Source organism: Methylobacterium sp. WL69 (assembly GCF_008039485.1).
Classification (GTDB): Bacteria; Pseudomonadota; Alphaproteobacteria; order Rhizobiales; family Beijerinckiaceae; genus Methylobacterium.
Window position 1 is genome coordinate 1 of the sequence record NZ_VRUZ01000042.1, and the last position, 24,474, is coordinate 24,474.

At 70.5% G+C, this 24,474-nt stretch carries 26 protein-coding genes; 7 read left to right on the top strand and 19 right to left on the bottom strand.

Annotated features, from left to right (window positions below):
- Positions 1–128: 128 nt before the first annotated feature.
- From FV218_RS23445 to FV218_RS13005, 3 genes are all read right to left on the bottom strand, one after another.
- Positions 129–257, bottom strand: coding sequence for a hypothetical protein (locus FV218_RS23445; RefSeq protein ID WP_274533114.1), 129 nt, complete (start codon positions 255–257; stop codon positions 129–131).
- Positions 258–371: 114 nt separating this feature from the next.
- Positions 372–608 carry a hypothetical protein gene (locus FV218_RS13000; RefSeq protein ID WP_147710045.1) on the bottom strand — a complete coding sequence of 79 codons (237 nt, stop codon included), beginning with the start codon at positions 606–608 and terminating at the stop codon, positions 372–374.
- Between the two features lie 148 nt (positions 609–756).
- On the bottom strand, positions 757–3,126 hold the full coding sequence (locus FV218_RS13005; RefSeq protein ID WP_147710046.1) for an EAL domain-containing protein: 2,370 nt from the start codon (positions 3,124–3,126) through the stop codon (positions 757–759).
- Positions 3,127–4,159: 1,033 nt separating this feature from the next.
- On the opposite strand from FV218_RS13005, the gene FV218_RS13010 reads away from it, so the two are divergent.
- From FV218_RS13010 to FV218_RS13025, 4 genes are read left to right on the top strand one after another with little or no spacing between them, the layout of a single operon-like run.
- On the top strand, positions 4,160–5,233 hold the full coding sequence (locus FV218_RS13010) for a sulfate ABC transporter substrate-binding protein (protein WP_147710047.1): 1,074 nt from the start codon (positions 4,160–4,162) through the stop codon (positions 5,231–5,233).
- A gap of 56 nt (positions 5,234–5,289) precedes the next feature.
- Positions 5,290–6,147: a sulfate ABC transporter permease subunit CysT gene (cysT, locus tag FV218_RS13015; protein ID WP_056089958.1), complete on the top strand. Its 858-nt coding sequence runs from the start codon at positions 5,290–5,292 to the stop codon at positions 6,145–6,147.
- Positions 6,140–7,018 carry a sulfate ABC transporter permease subunit CysW gene (gene cysW / locus FV218_RS13020; protein WP_056089960.1) on the top strand — a complete coding sequence of 293 codons (879 nt, stop codon included), beginning with the start codon at positions 6,140–6,142 and terminating at the stop codon, positions 7,016–7,018. Before cysT ends, cysW begins: the two co-directional genes overlap by 8 nt.
- A gap of 4 nt (positions 7,019–7,022) precedes the next feature.
- Positions 7,023–8,069 (top strand): sulfate/molybdate ABC transporter ATP-binding protein, encoded by a 1,047-nt coding sequence (locus FV218_RS13025; RefSeq protein WP_056089963.1) that lies wholly within the window; start codon positions 7,023–7,025, stop codon positions 8,067–8,069.
- A 200-nt stretch (positions 8,070–8,269) separates the two neighbouring features.
- Here FV218_RS13025 and FV218_RS13030 read toward each other — a convergent pair whose 3' ends face one another.
- From FV218_RS13030 to FV218_RS13100, 16 genes are all read right to left on the bottom strand, one after another.
- A complete protein-coding gene (locus FV218_RS13030; RefSeq protein ID WP_244474972.1) occupies positions 8,270–9,202 on the bottom strand; it encodes an aliphatic sulfonate ABC transporter substrate-binding protein in 933 nt (310 codons plus the stop codon).
- Positions 9,203–9,501: 299 nt separating this feature from the next.
- Complete coding sequence (ssuD, locus tag FV218_RS13035) at positions 9,502–10,662, bottom strand: FMNH2-dependent alkanesulfonate monooxygenase (RefSeq protein ID WP_056089970.1); 1,161 nt, start codon at positions 10,660–10,662, stop codon at positions 9,502–9,504.
- A 104-nt stretch (positions 10,663–10,766) separates the two neighbouring features.
- Positions 10,767–11,627: an ATP-binding cassette domain-containing protein gene (locus tag FV218_RS13040; RefSeq protein ID WP_147710048.1), complete on the bottom strand. Its 861-nt coding sequence runs from the start codon at positions 11,625–11,627 to the stop codon at positions 10,767–10,769.
- 45 nt (positions 11,628–11,672) lie between these two features.
- Entirely contained in the window at positions 11,673–12,470 is a 798-nt protein-coding gene (ssuC, locus tag FV218_RS13045; RefSeq protein ID WP_147710049.1) for an aliphatic sulfonate ABC transporter permease SsuC, read from the bottom strand.
- A gap of 6 nt (positions 12,471–12,476) precedes the next feature.
- Positions 12,477–13,415 carry an aliphatic sulfonate ABC transporter substrate-binding protein gene (locus FV218_RS13050; RefSeq protein WP_147710050.1) on the bottom strand — a complete coding sequence of 313 codons (939 nt, stop codon included), beginning with the start codon at positions 13,413–13,415 and terminating at the stop codon, positions 12,477–12,479.
- The gene (gene msuE, locus FV218_RS13055; RefSeq protein ID WP_056089984.1) at positions 13,412–13,993 is read right to left on the bottom strand and encodes an FMN reductase; all 582 of its coding nucleotides are present in this window, start codon (positions 13,991–13,993) and stop codon (positions 13,412–13,414) included. Before msuE ends, FV218_RS13050 begins: the two co-directional genes overlap by 4 nt.
- 239 nt (positions 13,994–14,232) lie before the next feature.
- Positions 14,233–14,673: a TIGR01244 family sulfur transferase gene (locus tag FV218_RS13060; protein ID WP_147710051.1), complete on the bottom strand. Its 441-nt coding sequence runs from the start codon at positions 14,671–14,673 to the stop codon at positions 14,233–14,235.
- 3 nt (positions 14,674–14,676) lie between these two features.
- Positions 14,677–15,399, bottom strand: coding sequence for a DNA polymerase III subunit epsilon (dnaQ, locus tag FV218_RS13065; protein ID WP_056089990.1), 723 nt, complete (start codon positions 15,397–15,399; stop codon positions 14,677–14,679).
- Between the two features lie 71 nt (positions 15,400–15,470).
- Positions 15,471–16,079, bottom strand: a complete 609-nt coding sequence (gene coaE, locus FV218_RS13070; protein ID WP_147710052.1) for a dephospho-CoA kinase — start codon at positions 16,077–16,079, stop codon at positions 15,471–15,473.
- Complete coding sequence (locus tag FV218_RS23220; RefSeq protein ID WP_246685107.1) at positions 16,076–16,915, bottom strand: shikimate dehydrogenase; 840 nt, start codon at positions 16,913–16,915, stop codon at positions 16,076–16,078. The genes coaE and FV218_RS23220 overlap by 4 nt, the downstream gene beginning before the upstream one ends.
- The gene (locus FV218_RS23225; RefSeq protein WP_246685108.1) at positions 16,912–17,895 is read right to left on the bottom strand and encodes a cation diffusion facilitator family transporter; all 984 of its coding nucleotides are present in this window, start codon (positions 17,893–17,895) and stop codon (positions 16,912–16,914) included. The genes FV218_RS23220 and FV218_RS23225 overlap by 4 nt, the downstream gene beginning before the upstream one ends.
- A gap of 116 nt (positions 17,896–18,011) precedes the next feature.
- Complete coding sequence (locus tag FV218_RS13080) at positions 18,012–18,941, bottom strand: AEC family transporter (protein ID WP_147710053.1); 930 nt, start codon at positions 18,939–18,941, stop codon at positions 18,012–18,014.
- A gap of 26 nt (positions 18,942–18,967) precedes the next feature.
- Positions 18,968–19,588, bottom strand: coding sequence for a Maf family nucleotide pyrophosphatase (locus tag FV218_RS13085; RefSeq protein ID WP_147710054.1), 621 nt, complete (start codon positions 19,586–19,588; stop codon positions 18,968–18,970).
- Between the two features lie 47 nt (positions 19,589–19,635).
- Positions 19,636–19,860: a hypothetical protein gene (locus FV218_RS13090; protein WP_056090003.1), complete on the bottom strand. Its 225-nt coding sequence runs from the start codon at positions 19,858–19,860 to the stop codon at positions 19,636–19,638.
- A 70-nt stretch (positions 19,861–19,930) separates the two neighbouring features.
- Entirely contained in the window at positions 19,931–21,070 is a 1,140-nt protein-coding gene (locus tag FV218_RS13095) for a glycosyltransferase 61 family protein (protein ID WP_246685109.1), read from the bottom strand.
- Positions 21,067–21,897, bottom strand: a complete 831-nt coding sequence (locus FV218_RS13100; RefSeq protein ID WP_056090005.1) for a pyruvate, water dikinase regulatory protein — start codon at positions 21,895–21,897, stop codon at positions 21,067–21,069. Before FV218_RS13100 ends, FV218_RS13095 begins: the two co-directional genes overlap by 4 nt.
- A 518-nt stretch (positions 21,898–22,415) precedes the next feature.
- Between FV218_RS13100 and FV218_RS13105 the strand changes: the two genes are divergently transcribed.
- Genes FV218_RS13105 through FV218_RS13115 form a run of 3 tightly spaced genes read left to right on the top strand, consistent with a single transcriptional unit; the run spans position 22,416 to position 24,382 of the window.
- Positions 22,416–23,546: a uroporphyrinogen decarboxylase gene (locus FV218_RS13105; protein WP_056090008.1), complete on the top strand. Its 1,131-nt coding sequence runs from the start codon at positions 22,416–22,418 to the stop codon at positions 23,544–23,546.
- The gene (gene hemJ / locus FV218_RS13110) at positions 23,546–23,989 is read left to right on the top strand and encodes a protoporphyrinogen oxidase HemJ (protein ID WP_056090010.1); all 444 of its coding nucleotides are present in this window, start codon (positions 23,546–23,548) and stop codon (positions 23,987–23,989) included. The genes FV218_RS13105 and hemJ overlap by 1 nt, the downstream gene beginning before the upstream one ends.
- Positions 23,990–24,028: 39 nt before the next feature.
- The gene (locus FV218_RS13115; protein WP_147710055.1) at positions 24,029–24,382 is read left to right on the top strand and encodes a lysozyme inhibitor LprI family protein; all 354 of its coding nucleotides are present in this window, start codon (positions 24,029–24,031) and stop codon (positions 24,380–24,382) included.
- The last annotated feature ends 92 nt before the right edge of the window (positions 24,383–24,474 follow it).

The window sequence follows — 24,474 nt, forward strand, 5'->3', positions numbered from 1 at the left end:
CCTATGCGGAGGGCCTGCGGGCGGGGGCGGAGGTCGCCGGCCGGCTTCGCTCCTCCGGGGAACGGACCCGGACGCCCGACGCGGCGTGAGGCCGTCGTCCGGGCGGCCTCACCCGCGGGGCCGCGGCGTCAATGCGCCTCGGACGACGCCGCGGACGGTTCGCCCCCGCCCGACGAACCGGGCCGGATGTCGTGCAGGGCGCGATCCAGGCGAACCAGCGCCGCCCCGATCCTGTCCGGCAGCGCGTCGTCGTCCATGGGCGGAAACGCATCGGCCAGGGCCCGGTCGACACCCGTTCGAAACGGGGTCCGGTGGCACTTGTCGGATCGCGGCGTCCAGATTCGCGAGAAAAGCGCTGTCATTCCGGCCGTTCACTTCAGTTTCAAAACGTCTCTCAAGGGAAACGTGGCACGCACCACATGGTTCTCATCGGTAATCTCGAAGGTCTGGCCGTCCACCTCTTCGCCCGCGACGAGCTTCGAGGCGAGGATCTCACGCGCGGCCAGAACAGCCTCTCGACAGGCGGCCTCGACATTTGGGAAGTCGCCTCCCTCCTCGTCTTCGACAAGGACAGTGCCGTCGCGGATATGCAGGAATAAACGGGGCATCGTTGTCCAACGCGAGACATCATTTCGCGTTGCCGTACGATAGCGTGCGGTGGTCCTTAAATATGCCCGATGATGCCGGTTTCGAGGGTGGCAGCGCCCCTCCGCCGGCCCCGATGATCCCGACGAACGGGATCATCGCCAGGGGTTGTCAGGCCGCCGCGCGGGCTTCCGGAGCCGCGAAGAAGATCGACGCGAACCGGCCGGGCAGGGCCGCGATCAGGCCGTCGACCTCGGCCCTCGGCCGGCCCGGGCTGAACAGGAAGCCCTGGATGTCGTCGCATCCCCGTGCCCGGAGCATGGCCGCCTGCTCGACGGTCTCGACGCCCTCGGCCGTGACGGTGATGGACAATTCGCGGGCAAGCGTCAGGATCGCCTCGATGATCGCCAGGCACTCGTGGCGGGTGCCCATCTCGTTGATGAACGAGCGGTCGATCTTGATCTTGTCGACGGGGAACCGGATCAGGTAGCTCAGGGACGAGTAGCCGGTGCCGAAATCGTCGAGGGCGATCCGCACGCCCAGGGCCCGCAATTCCTTCAGGTTCGAGACGGTGGTGCCGTTCATCTCGAAGAACACCGATTCGGTGATCTCGAGTTCGAGGCGGTCCGGTGCGAGGCCGCTATCCTCGAGGGCCTGGAACACGTCGAGGACGAAGTCGGCGTGGCGGAACTGCGTCGGCGAGATGTTGACCGCGATCCGGATGGGCTCCGGCCAGCGCGCCGCCTCCCGGCAGGCCTCCTGCAACACCCAGCGTCCGATCACCGCGATCAGCCCGGACGCCTCGGCGACGGGGATGAAATCCGCCGGCGAGACCGGGCCGCCGGGATCGCGGGTCCAGCGCAGCAGGGCCTCGAAACCGCGGACCTCGCCCCGCACGAGGCCAACGAGGGGCTGATAGTGCAGGCTGAGTTCGCCCTGCGCGATGGCGCGCTTGAGATCGACTTCGAGGTCCCGACGCTTGAGCACGGAGGCTTCGAGATCGGGGGTGAATTCCGACACCTCGCCCCGGCCGGCGGCCTTGGCCCGGTAGAGGGCGAGGTCCGCCCGCCCCAGGAGGGTCTCGGGCGTGGTGGCATCGTGCGGCGCGAGGGCGATGCCGATGCTGACGCCGATCTCCACCTGCACGCCGTCGATGACGTAGGGAACGCTGATCTGCCCGATCACCGCGCGGGCCAGGGCGAGGGCGTCGTCCGCGTCGGCGCAGGGGTGCAGGATGGCGAACTCGTCGCCCCCGAGGCGCGCCACGAGGTCGCCGGGCCGGGCCAGGGCGGCGAGCCGGGTGGCGACCCGGGTCAGCAGCGCGTCGCCGAGGGCATGGCCGAAGGTGTCGTTGACGATCTTGAAGCCGTCGAGGTCGAGATAGAGCAGGGCGCAGGTCACGCCCATGCGCTCCGCCCGCTCGCATTCCATGGAGGCCAGGTCCTGGAACAGGGCCCGGTTGGCGAGGCCCGTCAGGGAATCGTAGCTCGCCAGGTAGGCGATCCGCGCCTCGGACTGGCGGGCGGCGGTGATGTCGGCGCCGATCCCGTGAAAGCCGAGGAATTCGCCGGACGGGCCGTACAGGGGCTTGCCGCTCAGGCGCCACCATTGGGCGGCTCCGGCGATGCCCACCTCGACGACGCGTTCGCGGAACGCCTGGCGCCCGGCCACGAGGGCGATGATCTCGGCCGCCGCCGCGCCGGGGGCGGGGCGGGCGCCCTCGATCTCCGCACCGGCGGTCTTCGCACCCCGGAGCAGGGTTTCGAACGGGGCCTGCAGAAGCTGCGCCGCGGACTGGCCCGAGATCTGGACGAGACGTTGCGAGACGTTCTGGAACCGGCCGTCGGGGCCGGTCTCCCACAGCCACTCGCTGGCGTTCTCGGTGAAGTCGTTGAGCAGGAGGCCGATGGTCTCGTTCTGCTCGGCGACCCGGAGGCGATCGACCATGCGTCCCGTCGAGAGGCGCGCCATGCGTCCGGTGGTGAACAGAACGAAGGCGGCATAGACGACGAACAGGATCGCCAGGGTCCGCGAGACGTCGTCGCCGCGCGCCGCCAGCGCCACGAAGCCGCCGGCGACCACGGGCAGAACGAACAGGGTCGCCACATGGCGGATCGGGCCGAGGGCGTAGGCCGTCGCCATCAGTCCGGCGCACAGGGCGACGACGTAGAGGCTGTGATCGGCATCGGCCCGGACGAAGAGGGCCACCGGCATCGTGGCCCAGGCGAGGCCGAGGGTCAGGGCCAGGAGGCGCACCGCCGCATGCGCCGTCCCGACCCGGGCCGCGGACAGGCGCGCACGGCGGCAGAAGCCCGCGCCGGCGAGGCAGGCCGCCGCCGGCACCACCGCGCCGGCAAGCAGGGCCAGCAGATAGGCGGTCGGGGCATCGCCCCAGAACAGCAGCAGGACCGTGACGGCCACGACCACATGGGTCAGGGCGATGTAGGGCGCGAAGGGCAGGGTCTCGCCGAGCTGGCCCGTCGCCAGGGCGATCCGGTACCGGTCGGGTAGGGCGGTCCGCCCCGGGGCTTCGCCGGACACGGCGGGATCGAAGGCCGCGTTCCGAAATGCGGGGACCCGCGTATCGGGCGCGGGTTCACGGGGACGTCCCACTTCACGGGGATTTCCCGGCAGGATGGAGACCGGCTTGCCCCTCCCGAAGAGGGCTCCCCAATGGTCGGGTGAAAAGGGACTCGGCATTCGGAAGGTCCCGTTCCGTTGTCATGTCCACCGTCCATGGGAGGGCGACGCGGAACCTTAGAATCCGGTCCTTTGAAGGATCGTTAAAGGACGGACGCGGGTCGATCCTGTCGAGACCTACGCGCGAAGCCGGATTTACCGCCGGAACCTCAGCGGACAGGGCCGATGCGTCGGCAGCGACAGGTCAGTCCCTGTCCAACGCGTCCTCCGGAGGCACCACCGGCGATAGCGACGTTGATTTGACGCGGGCGAACAAGACGACATCAAGATCGAGCGAAGAACTGGATCGAATATCTGATCCAGCGCGACGGCCTCTCCTCCCTGCACATCATGCCGGACCGAGTTTTCAGAGGCCGGCGGTGTTTCGCTGACCCCGGAGAGGCCCCCATGTGCCTCGACCGCCGTGCCGGCGCCTCTGCGCGGACGGGCAATCCCCCGTTCGAAGATACATCGACGGCGGGCCGCAACGGGCGCGCACCACGCCGGTGCCGGTGGCTCCCACGGCCTCGCCGGCGGTCGCCTGGACCGGAGAACTTTTCTCATCGCCCGTTCGCATGTCACGATCCCATGTCAGGATTTTCTGCGGATCGGGCGGCGACGAAGCGATCTCGCAGGGGCGAGATCATCTAAAAATGTTCTTCCTGAAGAACGCAACGGTGGAGAAGAGATCGCCTCCCGAACCATAGATTCGCAAAAAATCCTTCCTTCGCCGGGTGAATCTACGCGGAACGCCTGGAGTTTCGGTCCCTCACCGCCATATCCCGACGCGGCACGGATCATCGCGCGGTTGACAACGTTCGTTATATCGAACGAAAACCTTGCCGTGGATCGGTCGATCCAGGATTCCGCACGGCCCGTTTTCGAGAGGCGACAGATGTTGAGCGAGACCCATCCGACCCCGGGCCGGCGGAGCCTGACCCTGTCCGCCCGCCTCGCCGCGGCCCTTCTCCTGGCCGGACCCGTCTTCTTGGCGGGGCCCGTCTTCCTGGCGGGGCCCGCCCGGGCCGACAGCGAACTGCTCAACGTCTCCTACGATCCGACGCGCGAGCTCTACAAGGACATCAACGCCGCCTTCAGTGCCGACTGGAAGGCCAAGACCGGCGAGACCGTGACCGTGCGCGCCTCCCATGGCGGCTCCGGCTCGCAGGCCCGCACGGTGATCGACGGCATCCCGGCCGACGTGGTGACCCTCGGCATCCCCTCCGACATCGACGCGATCAGCCGGCTGGCCAAGAAGATCCCGGCGGACTGGCGGACCAAGCTCCCCAACGAGGGCCTGCCCTACACCTCCACGGTGGTGTTCCTCGTGCGCAAGGGCAATCCGAAGGGCGTCAAGGACTGGGGCGACCTCGTCAAACCCGACGTCAAGGTCATCACCCCCAACCCCAAGACCTCGGCCGGCGGGCGCTGGAACTTCCTCGCCGCCTGGGGCTACGCCTACGAGAAGGAGGCCAAGAACGCCGACAAGGCCAACGCCTTCGTGGGCGAGCTCTACAAGAACGTGCCGGTCCTCGACACGGGCGCCCGCGGCTCCACGGTGACCTTCGCCCAGCGGGGCCTCGGCGACGTGCTGCCGACCTGGGAGAACGAGGCCTACCTCGTGTTCGACGAGTTCGGTCGCGACAAGTTCGACGTGGTGGTGCCGCCGACCTCCATCTACGCCGAGCCGCCCGTCGCCCTGGTGGACGCCAACGTCGATAAGAAGGGAACCCGCAAACAGGCCGAGGCCTACCTGCAATTCCTCTACTCGGATGCCGCCCAGGCGATCTTCGCCAAGCACCATTACCGCCCCCTCAACCGGGCGGCGGCGAAGCCCGAGCATCTGGCTCAGCTGCCCGAGGTGAAGCTGTTCAAGATCGAGGATCTCCAGGGCAGCTGGGACGACATCCAGAAGAAGAATTTCGACAACGGCGGCCTGTTCGACCAGTTGAGCAAGGCCGGACGGTAAGTTCACCCTCCCCCGCAAAGAGGGGAGGGACAAAGACCAACCTTCAGGACCCTCCCATGGCAGAGCCTCCCCTGCGCCCGCGACGGCGCTTCCGGCAGCCGAGCGTCATCCCCGGCTTCGGCCTGACGCTCGGCTACACCCTGACCTGCCTCAGCCTCGTCGTGCTGCTGCCCCTGGCCGCCCTGGTGGTGCGCGCCTCCGGGCTCGGATTCTCGGGCATCTGGGAGGTCGCCACCGATCCCCGCGTGGCCTCGGCGCTCCGCGTCAGCTTCGGCGTTTCGGCCCTGGCGGCGCTGACCGCGTCGGTGTTCGGCTTCCTCGTCGCCTGGGTGCTGACCCGCTACGACTTTCCCGGCCGCCGGATCGTCGACGCGGTGGTGGACCTGCCCTTCGCCCTGCCCACCGCCGTCGCGGGCATCGCGCTGGCTTCCCTCTACGCGCCGAACGGCCTCGTGGGTGCGCAGCTGGCGAAACTCGGCATCGAGGCCGCCTACACGCCGGTGGGCATCTACATCGCCATGGTGTTCATCGGCCTGCCGTTCGCCGTGCGGACCGTGCAGCCCCTCATCGTCGAGATCGACAGGGAGATCGAGGAAGCCTCGGCCACCCTCGGGGCGGGCCGCCTCCACACCCTGACCCGGGTGGTGCTGCCGCCCCTGATCCCGGCCGTGCTCACGGGCTTCGCCCTCGCCTTCGCCCGCGGGGTCGGCGAGTACGGCTCGATCATCTTCATCGCCGGCAACCTGCCCTACGTCTCCGAGATCGCCCCGCTCCTCATCGTCATCAAGCTCTCGGAATTCGATTACGGCGGCGCCTGCGCCATCGCGACGATCATGCTCGGCATCTCGTTCGTGACCCTGCTCGCCATCAACCTCATCCAGGCCTGGAGCCGCAGGAGATTCGGCTATGTCTGAGATCGCGACCGACCTGCCCCGGCACCAGCCGGCCAGCGTCGTCACCGAGGGCGGCCTCGTGCGCGGCCTCCTCATCGCGGTGGCCATCGTCTTCCTCGCCCTGTTCCTGGTGCTGCCCCTGGCGACGGTGTTCGTTCAGGCCTTCGCCAAGGGCTGGGACGCCTATCTCGCCGCCTTCCACGAGGCCGACGCCCACGCGGCCATCCGCCTGACCCTGATCACGGCCGCCATCGCCGTGCCGTTCAACCTCGTCTTCGGCATCATGGCCTCCTGGGCCATCGCCAAGTTCGAGTTCGCCGGCAAGAACCTGCTCGTGACCCTCATCGACCTGCCGTTCTCGGTCTCGCCGGTGGTCTCGGGCCTGATCTACGTCCTCGTCTTCGGCTCGCAGGGCCTCATCGGCCCGTGGCTGCTGGAGCACGACATCCAGATCATCTTCGCGATCCCCGGCATCGTCCTGGCGACGATCTTCGTCACCTTCCCGTTCGTCGCCCGCCAGCTCATCCCGCTCATGCAGGAGCAGGGCACCGCCGAGGAGGAGGCCGCGTTGACCCTGGGCGCGTCCGGCTGGCACGCCTTCCGGACGGTGACGCTGCCCAACATCCGCTGGGGGCTGCTCTACAGCGTGCTCCTCTGCAACGCCCGCGCGATGGGTGAATTCGGCGCGGTCTCGGTGGTCTCGGGCCACATCCGGGGCCTCACCAACACGCTGCCGCTCCACGTGGAGATCCTCTACAATGAGTACAACTTCGTTGCCTCTTTCGCCGTCGCCTCCCTCCTTGCCGGCCTCGCTCTTGTCACACTCGGCCTCAAATCCCTCCTCGAATGGCGCTACGCCGGCGACATCGCGGCGTCCGGGCGCCGGCACTGAGCCGGTGACGGGCTCCACCGCCATCCGCGTCGAGAACCTGTCGAAGACCTTCGACACGGCCGCGGTCCTGCACGACCTCTCCCTCGACGTGCGGGCGGGCGAGCTCCTGGCCCTGCTCGGCCCCTCGGGCTCGGGCAAGACCACGCTGCTGCGCATCATCGCCGGCCTCGATTTTCCCGATCGCGGCCGCATCGTGTTCGGCGCCGAGGACGCCACGCGGCTCCCCGTGCAGCAGCGCGCCGTGGGCTTCGTGTTCCAGCACTACGCCCTGTTCAAGCACATGAGCGTCGCCGACAACATCGCCTACGGGCTGAACGCCCGGAAGCGCTCGGAGCGCCCGGCCAAGGCCGAGATCAAGCGCCGGGTCGGCGATCTCCTCGATCTCATCAAGCTCTCGGGCTTCGCCGACCGCTATCCCTCCCAGCTCTCGGGCGGCCAGCGCCAGCGCATCGCGCTCGCCCGGGCGCTCGCCGTGGAACCACGCGTGCTCCTGTTGGACGAGCCGTTCGGAGCCCTGGACGCGCAAGTCCGAAAAGATCTGCGGCGGTGGCTGCGCGAGATCCACGACCGCACGGGCCAGACCACGATCTTCGTCACCCACGACCAGGACGAGGCCCTGGAACTCTCCGACCGCGTCGCGGTGCTGGCCAAGGGCCGCCTCGAGCAGATCGGCACGCCCGACGAGGTGCAGGAGGCGCCGGTCTCGGCCACGGTCCTGAAGTTCCTGGGCGACACCATCGAGGTCGAGGCCATCGCCCAGGGCGGCGAGGTCCGGGTCGACGGCCGGCTCACGCCCGTCGTCGCGCCCCCCGGCCTCGTCGGCCCGGTCAAGCTCTACGCCCGGCCGTGGCAGCTCCAGTTCGCGGAAGCCGGCGAGGCGCACCTGCACGGCACCGTGCGCTCGTCCTACCGCAGCCAGGGCCGCCAGCGCATCGAGGTCGACCGGATCGAGGGCAAGACCGTGGTGGTGGAAGCCTCCGACACCGCCCGCCTGCCCGCCGGCCGCGAAGTCGGCCTGCGCATCCTCGCCGGACACGTCTTCGCCGGGTAAGCCCCGGGGGGGTATCCGGGTTCGAAGGGCCAGCCCTTCGCGGGTCCAGGGCGGAGCCCTGGATTGCTTCGTCGGGCTTGCCCGACACCCGCCGAAGGGCTCGCCCTTCGGAATCCCCGATGGGCGCGGCGCAAACGAAAGGGCGAGGGACATTCCCTCGCCCTTTCGTTTGCGACCAACCCCTTCGCGTGTACCGAAGCTCAGGTGCCCGGCTTCCACACGGCGTCCGACACCACCAGGGGCTTGGGCAGCAGACCGAGGCGGTGGAAGGCATCGGCCACGGCCTGCTGGTCGGCCACCGTGCCGGCGTCGAGGGGCGTGACGCCGTAGGTGAGGCGCTTGAGGGCGACGGTGAGGATCGGGGCCGGGATGCCCACGGACGGCGCGAGCTCGGCCGCCACCGCGTCGGTGTTGTCCTTGGCCCAGGCGTCGATGGTGCCGATGGCCGCCAGGGTGGTGTCGAGGACGGCGCGGTTGGCGGGGGCGTCGGCGAAGGGCCGGCGCGAGAGGTAGAACTGACGGTTGGGGACGAGGCCCTCGCCGGTGACGAGGGTGCGGGCCCCCGTCGCCCGCTCGCCCGAGGCGAGGTAGGGGTCCCAGATCGCCCAGGCCTCGACGGAGCCGCGGGCGAAGGCGGCCGCCGCGTCGGCGGGCCCGAGGAAGGCCAGCTTCACCGCGTCGTAGGGCACCCCCGCCGCCTCCAGGGCGCGCACGAGGAAGTAGTGGACGTTGGAGCCCTTGTTGAGGGCGATGGTCCGTCCGCGCAGGTCGGCCACGGTGCGGATCGGGCTGTCGGCGGCCACCAGAATGGCCTCGCCGCGTGGGGCGGCCGGCTCGTGGGCGACGTAGACGAGGTCGCGGCTCGCGGCCTGGGCGAAGATCGGCGGCGCCTCGCCGGCCGAGCCGAGATCTATGGCCCCGGCGTTCAGGGCTTCCATCAGGGGCGGCCCCGACGGAAATTCCGACCAGGCGACGCGGTAGCCCAGCGGCTTCAGCCGCTCTTCCAGCAGGCCCTTGCCCTTGAGCAGCACGAGGGTGCCGTACTTCTGGTAGCCGATCCGGATCACCTTCTCGTCGGCACGGGCCTGGGGGCTGAAGAGCGCAAGGAGCGTAAGGGCAGCGGCGAAAAGCATCCAGCCGTTGAACGGAGCGTATCTTCCAGAGGTCAGGGTAAGGGCGGTGGCGCGTGGCATGGACAATTGTCCCCGGTTCGAGATTGGTTCGGCTCGATCACCCCGGTCCCGGCAGTCACAACGGGCTCCCTCTCCTGAAAGGAGAGGGTTGGGGTGAGGTGTGCGAACTCTCCGGAAAAGTCCCGCACCTCACCCTGTCCCTCTCCTTCCAGGAGAGGGGACCCGCGCCAGACCCACCTCGGTTTCCGTGACGATCAAGCGTTCAGGTGCAAGCTTTCAATCGTGAAAGAGAATCTGCTTCAGTGCGCCGACACCCGGCGGGGCACGATGTCGTTGGCCATGACTTCGCCGAAGGGGCCGTCGTTGCGGGCGTTGCTCGGCGCGACGCCGGTGGTGGCGCGCAAGGGGAGCTTCGGGAACACGAGTTCGGCGAAGCGGTAGGCTTCCTCGAGGTGCGGGTAGCCCGACAGGATGAAGCGGTCGATGCCGAGATCGATGTACTCCTTCATCCGGTCGGCCACCTGATCCGCCGAGCCGACGAGGGCGGTGCCTGCGCCGCCGCGCACGAGGCCGACGCCGGCCCAGAGGTTGGGCGAGACTTCGAGCTTGGTGCGGTCGCCGCCGTGGAGCGCCATCATCCGGCTCTGGCCCACGGAATCCTGGCGCTTGAGGGTGGCCTGGGCCCTGGCGATGGTCTCGTCGTCGAGGCGCGAGATCAGGTTCTCGGCGGCCGCCCAGGCCTCGCCCTCGGTCTCGCGGACGATGACGTGCAGGCGGATGCCGTACGAGAAGGTCTTGCCCCTGCGGTCGGCGGCTTCCCTGGCCCTGGCGATCTTCTCGGCCACGCCGGCCGGGGGCTCGCCCCACGTCAGGTAGACCTCGCAATGCTCGGCCGCGACCTCGATCCCAGCGGGCGAGGAACCGCCGAAGTAGAGCGGCGGGTAGGGCTTCTGCACGGGCGGGAAGATCACCCGGCCTTCCTCGACCTTCAGGTGCTTGCCCGCGTAGTTCACGGTCTCGCCCGACATCAGGCCGCGCCAGATGTGCAGGAACTCGTCGGTGACCACGTAGCGCTCGTCGTGGTCGAGGAAGACGCCGTCGCCGCGCAGCTCCACCGGATCGCCGCCCGTGACCACGTTGATGAGGAGCCGCCCGTCGGAGATCCGGTCGAGGGTGGCGGCCATGCGGGCGGCGACGGCCGGCTCCTGCAGGCCGGGGCGCACGGCGACGAGGAACCGCAGGCGCTGGGTCAGGGGGACGAGGGCCGAGGCCACCACCCAGGAATCCTCGCACGAGCGGCCCGTGGGCAGGAGCACGCCGTAATAGCCGAGCTCGTCCGCCGCCTGGGCGATCTGACGGAGATACGGAAGGGTGACGGCCCGCGCGCCGTCCGTGGCGCCGAGGTAGCGGCCGTCGCCGTGGGTGGGCAGGAACCAGAGGACGTCGGTCTGACCGGTCATGGGGATTCTTTCGGATCGAGGGGAGGGAAAGCGCGGCCCAGGCCGGCGCGTGGTTCTGAGGAAGGCGCGGCCAAGCCGGCGCGGGGTTCTGAAGATTGCGCGGCTCAGGCCGGCGCGTGGTTCTGAAGCAGGTGATCGAGGATGCGGCCTTCGAGGGCCGCGAGGTCCGGGTCGCCGCGCCGGCGCGGGCGGGGCACCTCGACCTTCACGTCGAGGGCGATGTGGCCGTTCTCGACGACGAGGATGCGGTCGGCCATGGCGACGGCTTCGGCGACATCATGGGTGACGAGGAGGGCGGTGAAGCCCTGTGCCCGCCAGATTCCCTCGATCATCGCCTGCATGTCGATGCGGGTGAGGGCGTCGAGGGCCCCGAGGGGTTCGTCGAGGGCGAGAAGGCCGGGGCGGGAGACGAGGGCGCGGGCGAGGGCCACGCGCTGGCGCTGGCCGCCGGACAGGGTGGCGGGCCAGTTGGCCGCCTTGTCGGAGAGGCCGACTTCGGCGAGGGCGCTCAGCGCGCGGGCGCGACGCTCGGCCCGGGTGCCGGTTTCCCCTAAGCCCACCGCGACGTTGTCCACCACCTTGGCCCAGGGCAGGAGGCGCGGCTCCTGGAACATGATGCGTTTGGGCGGTGGCCGCACGGCCTCGGATTCGAGGACGACGCGGCCGGCGCTCGGCTGCTCCAGGCCGAGGATCAGCCGGAGGAGGGTGCTCTTGCCGCAGCCCGAGCGGCCGACCACGGCGACGAACTGCCCGGCCGGGATGTGGAGGTCGAGGCCGGTGATGACCGCGTGGCCGTCGAAGGACTTCGACAGGTCGCGGACGGTGACGGCGAGGCCGCCGGTGGCCGCGGCCTCGGGCGTCCGGGCACGGGGAGCCGCACCCTTCGTCGGCCGGTCGGCCGGCTTCTGGGCAGGTACGGTTTCGGGTGCGGCGGCCTCGTGGGCGCGCAGGGCGGTGGCGATCATGGCCGGGTTCCGTGGATGTTCGGTCAGGTTGGGCGAGGCGGCGCCTCAGACGGTCCGGTAGGCCGGGTTCCAGGCCAGACAGGTGCGCTCGAGCCAGCGGGTGAGCACATCGGCGAGCTTGCCGAGGCCGGCGTAGATCACGATGGCGAGGACCACGACGTCGACGAGCATGAACTCCCGCGCCTGCATGGCCATGTAGCCGAGCCCCGAGGAGGCCGAGATGGTCTCGGCGACGATGAGGGTGAGCCACATGATGCCGAGCGCGTAGCGCAGGCCGACGAAGATCGACGGCAGGGCCCCGGGCAGCACCACCCGGGTGAACAGGCTCCACGACGACAGGCCGTAGACCCGGCCCATCTCCACGAGCTGCGGATCGACGGAGCGGATGCCGTGCAGGGTGTTGGCGTAGACGGGGAAGAACACGCCCAGCGCCACGAGGAAGAGCTTGGCTTCCTCGCCGATGCCGAACCACAGGATCACCAGGGGGATGAGGGACAGGTGGGGCACGTTGCGCACCATCTGCACCGTGGTGTCCGTGAGCCGGTCGGAGGCGCGCGACAGGCCGTTGGCCAACCCCAGCGCGAAGCCGATGCCGCCGCCGACGGCGAAGCCCGCCAGCGCCCGCAGGGTGCTGATCCAGAGGTTGGCCCAAAGCTCGCCCGTGCGGCCGAGCTGCCAGCCCGCCGCGATCACGTCGAGGGGCGCCGGCATGAACCGGGTCGAGACGAGGCCGGCGGAGCTCGCCGCCTGCCAGCCGAGGACGATGCCCAGCGGCAGGAGCCAGGGGACGAGGCGCCGGGTGGTGCCGTCGAGCAGACGGGGGAGGAGACGGGGACTTGCCATGGGATGTCAGCCGTTGGGGGGCGCCGCCCACACCGCGTCGGCGACGCGGATGGATTTCGGGATCAGGCCGGCGGCGTGGAAGCGGTCGGCGATGGCCTGCTGCTCGGCCACGAGTTCGGGCGTCACCGGGCCGATGACGTAATCCGTGCGGGCGACGGCCCGTTCGGTGGCCGCCAGGGGGACGCCGGTACCGCGGGACAGGATCGCCGCCACCGCGGGGCGGTTGGCCTCGCACCAGGCGGCCACGCCGGACAGGGCCTCGACCACGGCCTTCACGACCTGAGGCTGGGTCCGGGCCACCGAGCGGTTGGCGAGGAAGAAATTGTTGGGCCGGGCGATGTCCGTCGCGAGGGCCAGGACGCGCACGTCGGGTCGCCCCTGGGCGATGGCGAAGTAGGGGTCCCAGATGGTCCAGGCATCGATCTGACCGCTGGCGAAGGCAGCGGCCGCATCCGCCGGCGCCAGGGTCACGGGGACGATGTCGGCGTAGGTCAGGCCGGCCTTGGCCAAAGCCGCCAGGGTGAGGTTGTGGGCGCTCGACGCCTTGGCGAAGGCGACGCGCCTGCCCTTGAGATCGGCCAATGTCCGGATCGGCGACGCCTCCGCCACCAGGATCGCGGCGCCCGAGCCCGCCGCACCCTGGGCCGCCGCGTAGACGAGGTCGCTGCCCGCCGCCTGGGCGAAGATCGGCGGGGCGTCGCCGGTCTGGCCGAACGCGATGCCGCCGAGGTTGAGCGCTTCGAGGAGCGGCGGCCCGAACGAGAACTCGGTCCAGCCGACGCCGATCCCGAGGGGTTTCAGGCGTGCCTCGAGGACGCCCTGCTGCTTGGCGACCACGAGGATGCCGTTCTTCTGGTAGCCGATGCGAAACACCGGGTCTGCCGCGCGGGCAGGCCACGCGGCGGTGGCGAACGCCGTCGCGAGAAGGGCTCGCCGGTCGATCAACGGGCGGCTCCGGCCACGGCACGGGCGGGTTCGCGCGCGGCCGACGCGTGGAGGAGCTGGCTCGCGAGCTGGCCGGCGGCGTCGGAGACCCGGGCGCGCACGCCGGCATCCGTGAGAACGCCGTCGGTGAAGTCGGCGTCGGCGGCGTAGACGGCCGTGGGCAGGGCCAGCGCCCCGAAGAAGCCGAACAGGGGCCGGAAGGCGTGCTCGACCACGAGGGCGTGGCGGGCGCCGCCGCCCGTGGCGACGATGGCCACCGGCTTGCCCGTCAGCGCCGTCGGATCGACGAGGTCGAACAGGTGCTTGAACAGGCCCGTATAGGCGCCCTTGTAGACCGGGGAGCCGACGATGAGGGCGTCCGCCCCCTCGATGGCCTCGACGATGCGGCGGGCCGGGAGGGACAGGTCCTGGCGCGACCAGGCGGCGCCGAGGGCGGTGCCGGCATCGACCATGTCGAACAGCTGGATGTCGGCCTGGATCTGCGTCTCGGTCTGCGCGGCGACGGCCTCGACGAGGCTGCGCGTCTTCGAGGGGCGCTGCAGGTTCGCACTGAAGCCCACGATGCGGGGACGGGTCATGAAGGTTCCGATCGGACAGCTTTTCAGAAGAAAAACAGCGTCGCCCAAAGCAACGCTGCATTCACGAAAAGATGTCCCACGGTCACCCCTGGGTCAATGAAACGTTCCCGCAAAGATCGGTATGGCCGAAGACGAACCTTTCTTCGATCAGGTCCAAGAAGGGAATTTTCTTTTATCCCGGGCAGCGGGTCTCCCCGGCCGACAGCGCAGTGCACCATCGGCCCCCTCGGACGGCGGGATCAGCCGGCGGCGTCGGGGGCGTGGGCGTCGAGCCAGGCAACGGCGCCCGAGAGGTCGAACCCGTGCCGCGTCCCGAAGGCGAGCACGTCGTCGCGGCGCAGGCGCCCGTCGAGGACGGCGCCGAGGACATGGAGCGTCAGGGAGCGCGTGCCGGACCGGCAATGGGCGACGACGGGGCCGGGGGCGGCCGCCACCGCCGCCCGGAACGCGTCGATCTCGGCGCGGCCGAGGCTGGCCCCCGTCACCGGCTGGTGGTGATAGGCGAGGCCGGCGGTTCGCGCCGCGGCGGCTTCGGCCGCCGTGCCGGGCAGGTCGGGTTCCTCGCCGTCGGGCCGGTTGTTGATGAGGGTGGTGACGCCCTGGCGTCCCAGGCCGGCGATCTCGTGCAGGGTCGGCTGACCCGCCACCGAGAGGGTGTCGTCGATCCGCGTGAGCCGCATGGGTCAGGCCCCCTCTTCGCCGAGGTAGTCGCGCCAGACGGAAGCCGGCCCGAGGGTGGCGAGGAAGGCGGCGTGGCGGGCGCTCTCCTCCGGGGTGAGGCGGTGGCGCAGGCGGCGCGGGGCCAGGGGGGCGCCATCGTCGGAGAGGGCCGGCCCGGTCTCGGCCAGCGCGGTCTCCGCGGCGGCGAGTCCGAGGCTCGTCTGCTTGCCGCCGAGCAGCTCGACATAGACCTCCGCCAGGATCTGCGAATCGAGGAGCGCCCCGTGCTTGGTGCGCCGGGTGGTGTCGATGCCGTAGCGCACGCACAGGGCGTCGAGGGTGTTCGACGCGCCCGTGTGCTTGCGCCGGGCGAGCTGCAGGGTGTCGACCACGTCGGAAAGATCGATGGGCGGGGGCGCCGCGGCCCCGAGGCGGGCGTATTCCATGTTGAGGAAGCCGACGTCGAAGGGTGCGTTGTGGATCACCAGGGGCGAATCCCCGCAGAACTTACGGAAGTCGTCGACGATGTCGGCGAACAGCGGCTTGTCGGCCAGGAACGCGTCCGAGAGGCCGTGGACCCCGAAGGCGCCCTGGGACACCGGCCGCGTCGGATTGCAGTAGCGGTGGAAGGTCGCCCCGGTCTGGACGTGATTGATGAGCTCGACGCAGCCGATCTCGATGAGGCGGTCGCCGTTCTTGGCGTCGGTGCCGGTGGTCTCGGTGTCGAGGACGATCTCGCGCAGCATCGTCTGTTCCATGGAGGGCGGGGGTGGCCGACCATGCGCCGGAGGCCGGGCGGGTTCAAGGCGGGGCAGGTTCAAGGCGGGGGCGGCGTTCCGTGAAGGCGCGCCAGGATCGCATCGACCTTGGCCTCGGCCCGGGCGAAGCCGAGACCCGTGTCGAGGACGAAATCCGCCCGGGCGCGTTTTTCGGCGTCCGGCATCTGCTTGGCGAGGATCGATTCGAAGGTCGCCGCATCCATGCCGGGGCGGGCCAGCACCCGCTCGCGCTGGACCTCGGCCGGGGCGGTGACCACCAGCACCGCGTCGCAGCGGGCGTCGCCCCCGGTCTCGAACAGGAGGGGGATGTCGAGGACGGCGACGGGCGCCCGCGCGTGGGCGGCGAGGAACTCGCCGGCGGCCCGGCGGGCCAGGGGATGGACCAGGGATTCCAGGGTCGCGAGGCGGTCGGGGTCACCGAGCACTTGGGCGCGCAGGCGGGCCCGGTCGACGGACCCGTCCGGCGCCAGGGTGCCGGGAAACGCCTTGGCGATGGCGACGGCGGCCGCGCCGCCCGGGGCGTAGAGGGCGTGGACCGCCGCATCGGCATCGTGGACGGGCACGCCGCGCTCGCGAAACATCGCGGCGGTGGCGGATTTCCCCATGCCGATGGAGCCGGTGAGGCCGAGGACGACCGGCCGGCTCATCGACCGACGAGATCGGCGACGAGGCGGTCGCGCAGGGCCGGGGTGACTCTCGGCTCGACCCCGAACCATTTCGAGAAGCCCGGCACCGCTTGATGCAGGAGCATGCCGAGGCCGTCGACGGCGGCCAGGCCCCGGGCGCGGGCGGCGGCGAGGAGCGGGGTCTCCAGGGGTACGTAGACGATGTCGGCGACGCTCGCCGTGGCGGGCAGGGGCGTCAGGTCGAGGTCGAGGGCGCCGTGGCCGGCCATGCCGAGGGAGGTGGTGTTGACGAGGAGTCCCGTCCCGGACAGGGCGGCGGGCAGGTCGGCCCAGTCGAGGGCGGCGACCCGCCGGGGATCGAGGGCCACGAGGGCCTCGGCGCGGGCACGGGTGCGGTTGGCGACCTGAATGTGGGCCAGCCCGCGCTCGATCAGCCCGACCACGATGGCGCGGGCCGCCCCGCCGGCCCCGAGGACCAGGGCCGTCCCGCCCGTGCGCTCCGGCCAATCGGCGCCGAGACTCTGGTCGAGATGGGCGATGAAGCCCGGCGCGTCGGTGTTGTCGCCCCACAGGCGGCCGTCCGCGTCGAAGAACACGGTGTTGACCGCGCCGATCTTTTCCGCCCGCGGCGTCAACGCATCGACGAGGCGGAACGCCGCCTCCTTGTGCGGGATCGTGACGTTGCCGCCGGCGAACCCCCGCTCCCGCAGGGTCCGCAGGAATTCCGGAAACCGCTCCGGCGCCACGTCGATGCGCTCGTAGGTGCCCGCGATCCCGTGCTCCGCGAGCCAGTGGCCGTGGATCAGGGGCGAGCGCGAATGCGCGATGGGGTGTCCGACGACGAAGGCCTTCGTCACAGCACGTCCTCCGGAGTCAGGTGACAGGCGGGCCCGTCGGTCCCTTCGATCTGCACGGTCGCGTGCCCGATGCCGAAGGTCGTTTTCAGGTCCTCGGCGAGGCCGAGCAGGAAGGTGTTGCCCGGGTGGCCGCCCGGCATGACGAGGTGGGCGGTGAGCGCGATCTCCGTGGTGCTCATCGGCCAGATATGGAGGTCGTGGAGCGTGGACACGCCCGGCCGGGCCGCGAGGAACCCGCGCACGGCCTCCGGATCGATGCCGGGCGGCACCGCCGATAGGGCCATGACCACGCTGTCGCGGAGCAGGCCCCAGGTCATCCAGACGATGAGGCCGGCGATGACGAGACTCACCGCGGGGTCGATCCACGCCGCCCCCGTGAGCACGATGGCGAGGCCGGCGAGCACGACGCCGAGCGACACGGCGGCATCGGCCATCATGTGCAGGTAGGCGCCGCGGATGTTGATGTCGCTGCCCTTGCCCGACGCGAACAGCCAGGCGGTGACGCCGTTGATGGCGATGCCGATGCCGGCCACCACCATCACGGTCACGCCCGCCACGGGTGCGGGGTCCGTGAGGCGCAGGATCGCCTCCCAGATGATGGCGCCCGTGGCCACCAGGAGGAACACGGCATTGAACAGGGCGGCGAGGATCGAGGAGCCGCGCAGGCCGTAGGTGAAGCGCGGGCTCGGGGCGCGCTTGACCAGCACCGAGGCGATCCAGGCGACGACGAGGCCGAGCACGTCCGACAGGTTGTGGCCGGCATCGGCCACCAGGGCCATGGATTGCGCGGCGAAGCCGTAGCCGGCCTCGACGATCACGAACCCGGTGTTGAGGGCGATGCCGATGGCGAAGGCCCGGCCGAACGAGGCCGGCGCGTGGACGTGCCCGCCGGCGTGACTCCCGCCATGACTGCCGCCGTGGCTGTGGCGATGTCCGTGCTCGTGGCCAGCATGATCGTGGTCGTGATGGTGTCCAGCCATGGGATCTCCGTGGCACCCCGGCCGAGTCGTCTCGCGCGCCGTGCGATGCCCTTAGCCGCGATACGCGCATCCATCCAGCACGCATGGCCTCGGGGGTCGGTCAGGTCCCGCTGCCCTCAGGCGGCAAACCCCTGCAGGACCATCAGGACCAGGGGAATGGCGAGGCCGGCCAGGATCGTCTGGACCGCGACAATGCCCGCCATCAGGGGCGCGTCGCCGCCGAGCTGGCGCGCCATGATGTAGGAGGACGAGGCCGTCGGCAGGGCCTGAAAGATCAGGGCGGTGAGGGCGGCCGGTCCGTGCAGGCCGAGGGCGCGGCAGGCCAGGACCGTGGCCAGGGGCATCGCCAGGAACTTGACGGCCGAGGACACCAGGACCGGACGCATCCAGGTTCGCGCCGTCGACAGGTCGAGGGCGGCGCCGACGCAGAGCAGGCCGAGGGGCAGGGACGCCTGACCCAGGGCCCGGAGCACCGGCTCGAGGCCGGGCGGCACGCCGAGCCCCGACGCCTGGAGCAGGATGCCACCGAGGCACGCGAGGACGAGGGGGTTGAGGGCGAGCTGGCGGGCGAGGCCGGCCGCGCCGGGCCGGCCGCCGGTGCCGAAGCGGGCGAAGACGAGCACGCACAGGATGTTCACCGTGGGGACGATGGCGGCGTTCGCCACCGCCGCCAGGGCGACCCCCTGCGTCCCGAACACCCCGATCGCCGCCGAGACGCCGACGTAATTGTTGAAGCGGACCCCGCCCTGGAACACCGAGGTGAAGGCCGCCCCCTGAAAGCCGAGGCGTTCTCGCGCCGCCACGAGGGCGGCGGCGACGGTGCAGGTGGACGCGACGAGCACGGCGACGAGGGCGAGCACCGGCACGCCCTCGAGATGCGCGGTGGCGAGTCCGTGGACGAACAGGGACGGCAGCAGGACGTAGTAGCTGAGGCGTTCGGCCTGGGGCCAGAACGTTGCGCCGGGGAAGCCGACCCGGCGCAGGACGGCGCCAAGGGCGATCAGCAGACCGATGGGAACCAGGGCGAGGAGGACGGACCCGATCATCGCGGACCGCCGGACGGGTCGCGCATCTAGAACGCCAGGAGCTGTCGGGCGCGCAGGCGGGCGAGCAGGGGCAGCAGGGGCAGGCCCAGGATGGTGGTGTGGTCGCCGTCGATCCGCGTGAAGAGATGGATGCCGAGGCCCTCGAGCTGGTAGGCGCCGACGCTCGCCGTGGCGGCGGGACCGGCGAGCCCCACGTAGGCTGCGATGGCCGCCGCACCGAGGGGCCGCACGGTGAGGTGGGCCGTCTCGACGAAGCTCTCGGGGGGGTGCCCGCCGCCGCACAGGGCCACCGCCGCATGGAGGCGGTGGGTCCGCCCGGCGAGGCGCGCGAGCTGGGTGCGGGCGGCGGCGGCATCGGCGGGCTTGTGGAACACGACGCCGTCGCATTCGAGCACCTGATCGGCCCCGACGACGATGCGATCCGGCGCGCGGGCCGCCACCGCCTCGGCCTTGGCGCGGGCGAGGCGCAGGGCGAGGTCGACCGGGCCGAGTCCCGCGCAGGCCGCCTCGACGGCGCGCTCGTCCACGCCGGGGGCCTGCGTCTCGACGGTCAGGCCAGCGCTCGTGAGGAGGGCGCGCCGCGTCGGGCTGGTGGAGGCGAGAAGCAGCGGCGCCGCGCCGCGCCACAGGGGAGAGGGGGAGTCCATCGCTCCAGTGTCATGGATCGCCGCGCCACGACAAGGTCCGTTCCGGTCTAGCGGCGCATGCTGCGGAAGCGGCAATACCGGCCGTTGTCCTGGAAGCCGCCCGGACACCGGGCGACGCAGGCGCCCGCGGCGAACTTGAGGGGCGGGCGGCAGGAATACTTGTAGCTCTTGTTGCGACCCTGGTGATCCTGCGCCCGGCCGGCCTCGGCGGGGGCGACGGACCCGCCGACGAGGAGGGCGAGGAGGGCGGCGCAGGCGAGGCGGTTCGGCATCGGGCATCCCGAAATGGCGGATACCCGTCAACCGGCGCCGATCCCGATTGGTTCGCGGGTCCGATCGTCGTCAGACCGTCGCCTTGCCCGGGCCGCCCCAGTCGATCCAGTCGAAGGCGAGGTCGAGATCGGCCGGATCGACGCTGAAACGGCCGTCCCCGTCCGGGGTCGCCGCGCCGATGACGTAGCCGTTGTGATGGTCGAGTTCCTGATCGATCCCGGATTGCAGGAATCCGAGATCGGCGGTGTCGTCCCGGACCGCCATCACGAGGGTGCCGGGCCGCGAAAACATCGAGGCATGGAGGCCGGACCCGTACTCCCCGCAGATGGTCCCGGCCGCGTCGAACAGTTCGACCTGCTCGCGGAGGCCGAGCCGTTCCGGGGACACGATGGTGAAGCCCCGCTTGCGGGCGGTGTCCTCGAACAGGACGCGCTGGTGGAGGGACCGGGTGTTGTGGGTGACGGCATTGACCGAGCGCGCCACGAAGATCCTTCGCCGGGCGGGGCGCCGGAACCGCCGGAACCGCCGGGGCGCCGCCGCGTCGCGCAGGACGGCACAGGCCTCGGCGAACAGGGGGGACACGCGGGTGCCGAACCGCAAGGTCGAGGGAACGATGAGCTCCCGGCACAGGACCACCTCGCGCGTGCGATCGTAGACGGCGCATTGGTGCGGCTCGATCCCTAGGATCGCGAGCCACCGGCGCGCGAAATCGGGCGTGTCGGACGGCATCAGGAACGTCAGCCGGCTCAGGCGGTAACCGGCCAGGCGGAGCAGATGGAGCTTGGGCAGGAAATCCACGAGCCAGTGGCCGTAGCCGAGATAACCCGCTCCGGTCAGGAGCACGACGGGATCGTGGACGCGCCGCACCGCCGCGTCCGGAAGCCACGCGTCGGTCGCCGCGTAATTCTTCGCGATGTAGTCCCGGCCGAGATTGAGGTCGTGGCCGACGTTGAAGCACCCGTCCGTCATCACGATGCCCTCGCCGAGGACGGTGGCCTCGCGGACACGGTAGATGGCGGTTCCGAGGACGACGCTCTGGGAATGATAGAGGCGCAGCAGGTCGCTGGTGACGGCGCCGATCAGCAGGGACGGTGGCTTGATCCGTGAGCGATGGGCCCGGCTCACCTCGATCATCGATCCGCGCCCGGCCTGCACGCTGGCGCGCAGGTCGATGATGGCCTCGTCCATCGGCCGGCCCACGCCGCTCATGTGGCGATGAATTTCAGCCGGTGCTCGCGGTGCAGGTCGAGGATGGCGGCGGCGGTTTCCTCGATGGAACGGCGCGTCACGTCGATGGTCGGCCAGCGGTGCTTGGTGCACAGGCGCCGGCACGCCGCGATCTCGTCGGCCACGGCCGAGCGGTCGACGTAGAGGGACGAATCGTCGGCTTTCAGGCTGAGCAGGCGGTTCTGGCGGATCTGCACGATGCGCTCCGGGCTCGCCAGCAACCCGACGAGGAGGGGCTTTCGCGCGTTCTCCAGGGAGGCCGGCAGGGGCATTCCGGGCACCAGGGGGAAGTTCGCGGTCTTGAGGCCGCGGTTGGCGAGGTAGATCGCGGTCGGCGTCTTCGAGGTGCGGCTGACGCCCACCAGGATCACGTCGGCGTCGTCGACATCGACGGGCAGGTTGCCGTCGTCGTGCGCCAGGGTGAAGTTCATGGCGTCGATGCGCTTGAAGTACTCGGCGTTGAGCATGTGCTGGGCGCCGGGCCGGGCCGTCGAATCCGCCCCGAGATAGGATTGCAGCAGGGCGTGCACGGGCTGGAGCACGGAGAGGCACGGCGAGCCGGTCTCGCGGCAGGCCGCCTCCAGGCGCTCGGTGAGGTCGTGGCCGACGAGGGTGTAGAGCACGAGGCCGGGCGCGGCCTCGATCTCGGAGATCACCCGCTCGAGCTGCGGCCCGGACCGCACCAGGGGGTAGACGTGCTCGATGGCCGAGACGCCCTCGTACTGGGCGGCGGCCGCGCGGCCGACATTGATCAGGGTCTCGCCGGTGGAATCCGAGACGAGGTGGAGGTGGAAGTAGCTGCGGCTCATGGAGAAAGCGGTCTCCTCGGGATCAGGAGACAAGGAGCGGGCCGGCCCTGTCCACCGCGCCGGCCTCGGGGGAGTCGATGAGTGTGGATAAGCCGGCTCGCCATCGGGGTCCAGGCGGGACCCGCCCCGTGTTGTCGACTCTGGCGTCCACACGCCGTCCGACGCACGTCGCCGCGACGCGGTTTTGGGAGAATCAGGGACCCGGCAGCGCCCAGCGGCGCGGGGCGCCTCGCAAGGCACTGTCCGGCATCGTCTATCCGGGACATTGCTCCCAATCCGTTAAAGCTCTCTTAACGCCGTGGCGGCGGGGACGGCCTGTGGACGCTTTTCCGCTCCCGTCATCCAGCCCCCTAAAAGAAAAAACAGAGTCCTAGAATCTCTCTTTCCTTTTAGAAGGGCCGTGTGGGGATCGATCCGTGGTGGGCGTCCATGGAAGGACGCAGGAACGGTTTTCGAGGGGAGACAGCCGCGCCATCGGTGCTACATACCGGTCACGGGGTTGAGGCGTCGGAGATCGGATGAGCCAGGGTGATGGGGCGGACCGCGTGGTCCTGCGGGTGCTCTCGGGCGAGGCGCAGGCGCGTCCTCCCGCCTGGATGATGCGCCAGGCCGGTCGCTACCTGCCCGAGTACCGGGAGGTCCGCGCCAGGGCCGGCTCGTTCCTCGACCTCTGCTACAACCCGGATTTCGCCACGGAGGTCACCCTCCAGCCGATCCGCCGCTTCGGCTTCGAGGCGTCGATCCTGTTCTCCGACATCCTCGTGATCCCCGATGCCCTCGGCCAGGACGTGCGCTTCGTCGAAGGGGAGGGGCCGCGCCTCGACCCACTCGCCGGCCGGGCCGAGTTCGAGCGCCTGCGCCAGGCCGACGATCCGGCGATTTTTTCGCATCTGGCACCCGTCTTCGAGACCGTGCGCCGCCTGCGGGCGGAGCTGCCCCACGAGACCACCCTGCTCGGCTTCTGCGGCGCGCCCTGGACGGTGGCGAGCTACATGATCGGCGGGCGCGGCACGCCCGACCTCGCGCCGTCGCGGGCGCTGGCCCGGCACGACACCGCCCTGGTCGAAGCCCTCATCGACCGCCTCGTCACGGTGCAGACCGAGTATCTCGTGCGCCAGCTCGAGGCCGGGGCCGACGCCGTGCAGATCTTCGAGTCCCATGCCGGGTCGCTGCCGGACGTGCGCGGCGCCTCGGAGCCGGAGGAAGCGCCCGTCAACGAGGTCGCCGAGAGCGCCCTGCCGGAGGGGACGCCCCGCGACGCCCTGACCCGCTGGTCGCTCCAGCCCATCGCCCGGATGATCGCCGGCGTCCGCGCCCGCGTGCCGGGCGCCAAGATCATCGTGTTCGCGAGGGGCTCGGGCCTCGACGGACACGCCCGCGTGGTGCCGGAGACGGCGGCCGACGCGGTGGGCGTCGACTGGTCGGTGGATCTGGCGGCGCTGAGGGGCCGTGTACCGGCCACCACGGTCACCCAGGGCAACGTCCACCCCGATACCCTCATCGAGGGCGGAGCGGCCCTGGACGCGGCCGTGGACGGCGTGCTGGCGGCGACGGACGGCCTGCCGCACATCTTTAACCTCGGCCACGGCATCACGCCGCAGACCCCCATCGCCCATGTCGAGCAGATGCTGAAGCGACTGCGCGGCTGATGGACGGCCTCTACCTCTGGATCAAGGCGCTCCACGTCGTTGCCGTCATCTCGTGGATGGCGGCGATGCTCTACCTGCCGCGCCTGTTCGTCTACCACGCCTCCCTGGTGCCCGGGCCGCACGCGCAGGCGCAGTCCGAGACCTTCAAGGTGATGGAGCGCCGGCTCCTCAAGGCGATCATGACGCCGGCCATGATCGCCACTTGGGCGTTCGGGCTGATCCTGGTCTGGCAGAGCGGCTACTACGCCGCCGGCTGGCTCCAGGCGAAGGTGGTTCTGGTGCTCGCCATGAGCGGCATCCACGGCTGGCTCGCCCGCATGGTCAAGGACTTCGCCGCCGACCGGAACACCCGCGGCCACAAATTCTACCGGGTGCTCAACGAGGGACCGACCCTGCTCATGGTCGCCATCGTCGTGCTGGTGGTGGTGAAGCCGGGGACGTAGGAAGAGAGCAGCGACCTGACCTCCGTTTCAAGGACCGCCATGCCTCCGATCGTGACGTCCGCCCTCGCCGGCCTGGCCATGGCCCTCCTGGCGACCGGCACCGCCCAGGCGGCGAGCTTCCCGTGCGACAAGGCCGAGGCGGCGGACGAGAGGGCGATCTGCGCCACCCTCGCCCTCAACGACCGCGACGTCGAGATGTCCACCCGCTTCGAGATCCTGCGCGCCATGCTGCCCATGGGCGGCAACGCCAAGCTGCGCGAGGACCAGGAAACGTGGCTCGCCGAGCGCCGCACCTGCGGCGCGGATGTCGCCTGCCTGACTCAGGCCTACGACGGCCGCTTGAAGACCCTGCGCGCGGTGTTCTCGGAGTTCGCCAAGCAGGGCCCGCTCTAGGGTGCCCTCCGGCGAAGGGGAGACCGGTTCGTCGCACGAGAGCACGACGGAACAAGGCGTCGGAGACGTGATCCGATCCCGCTGGATCGGGC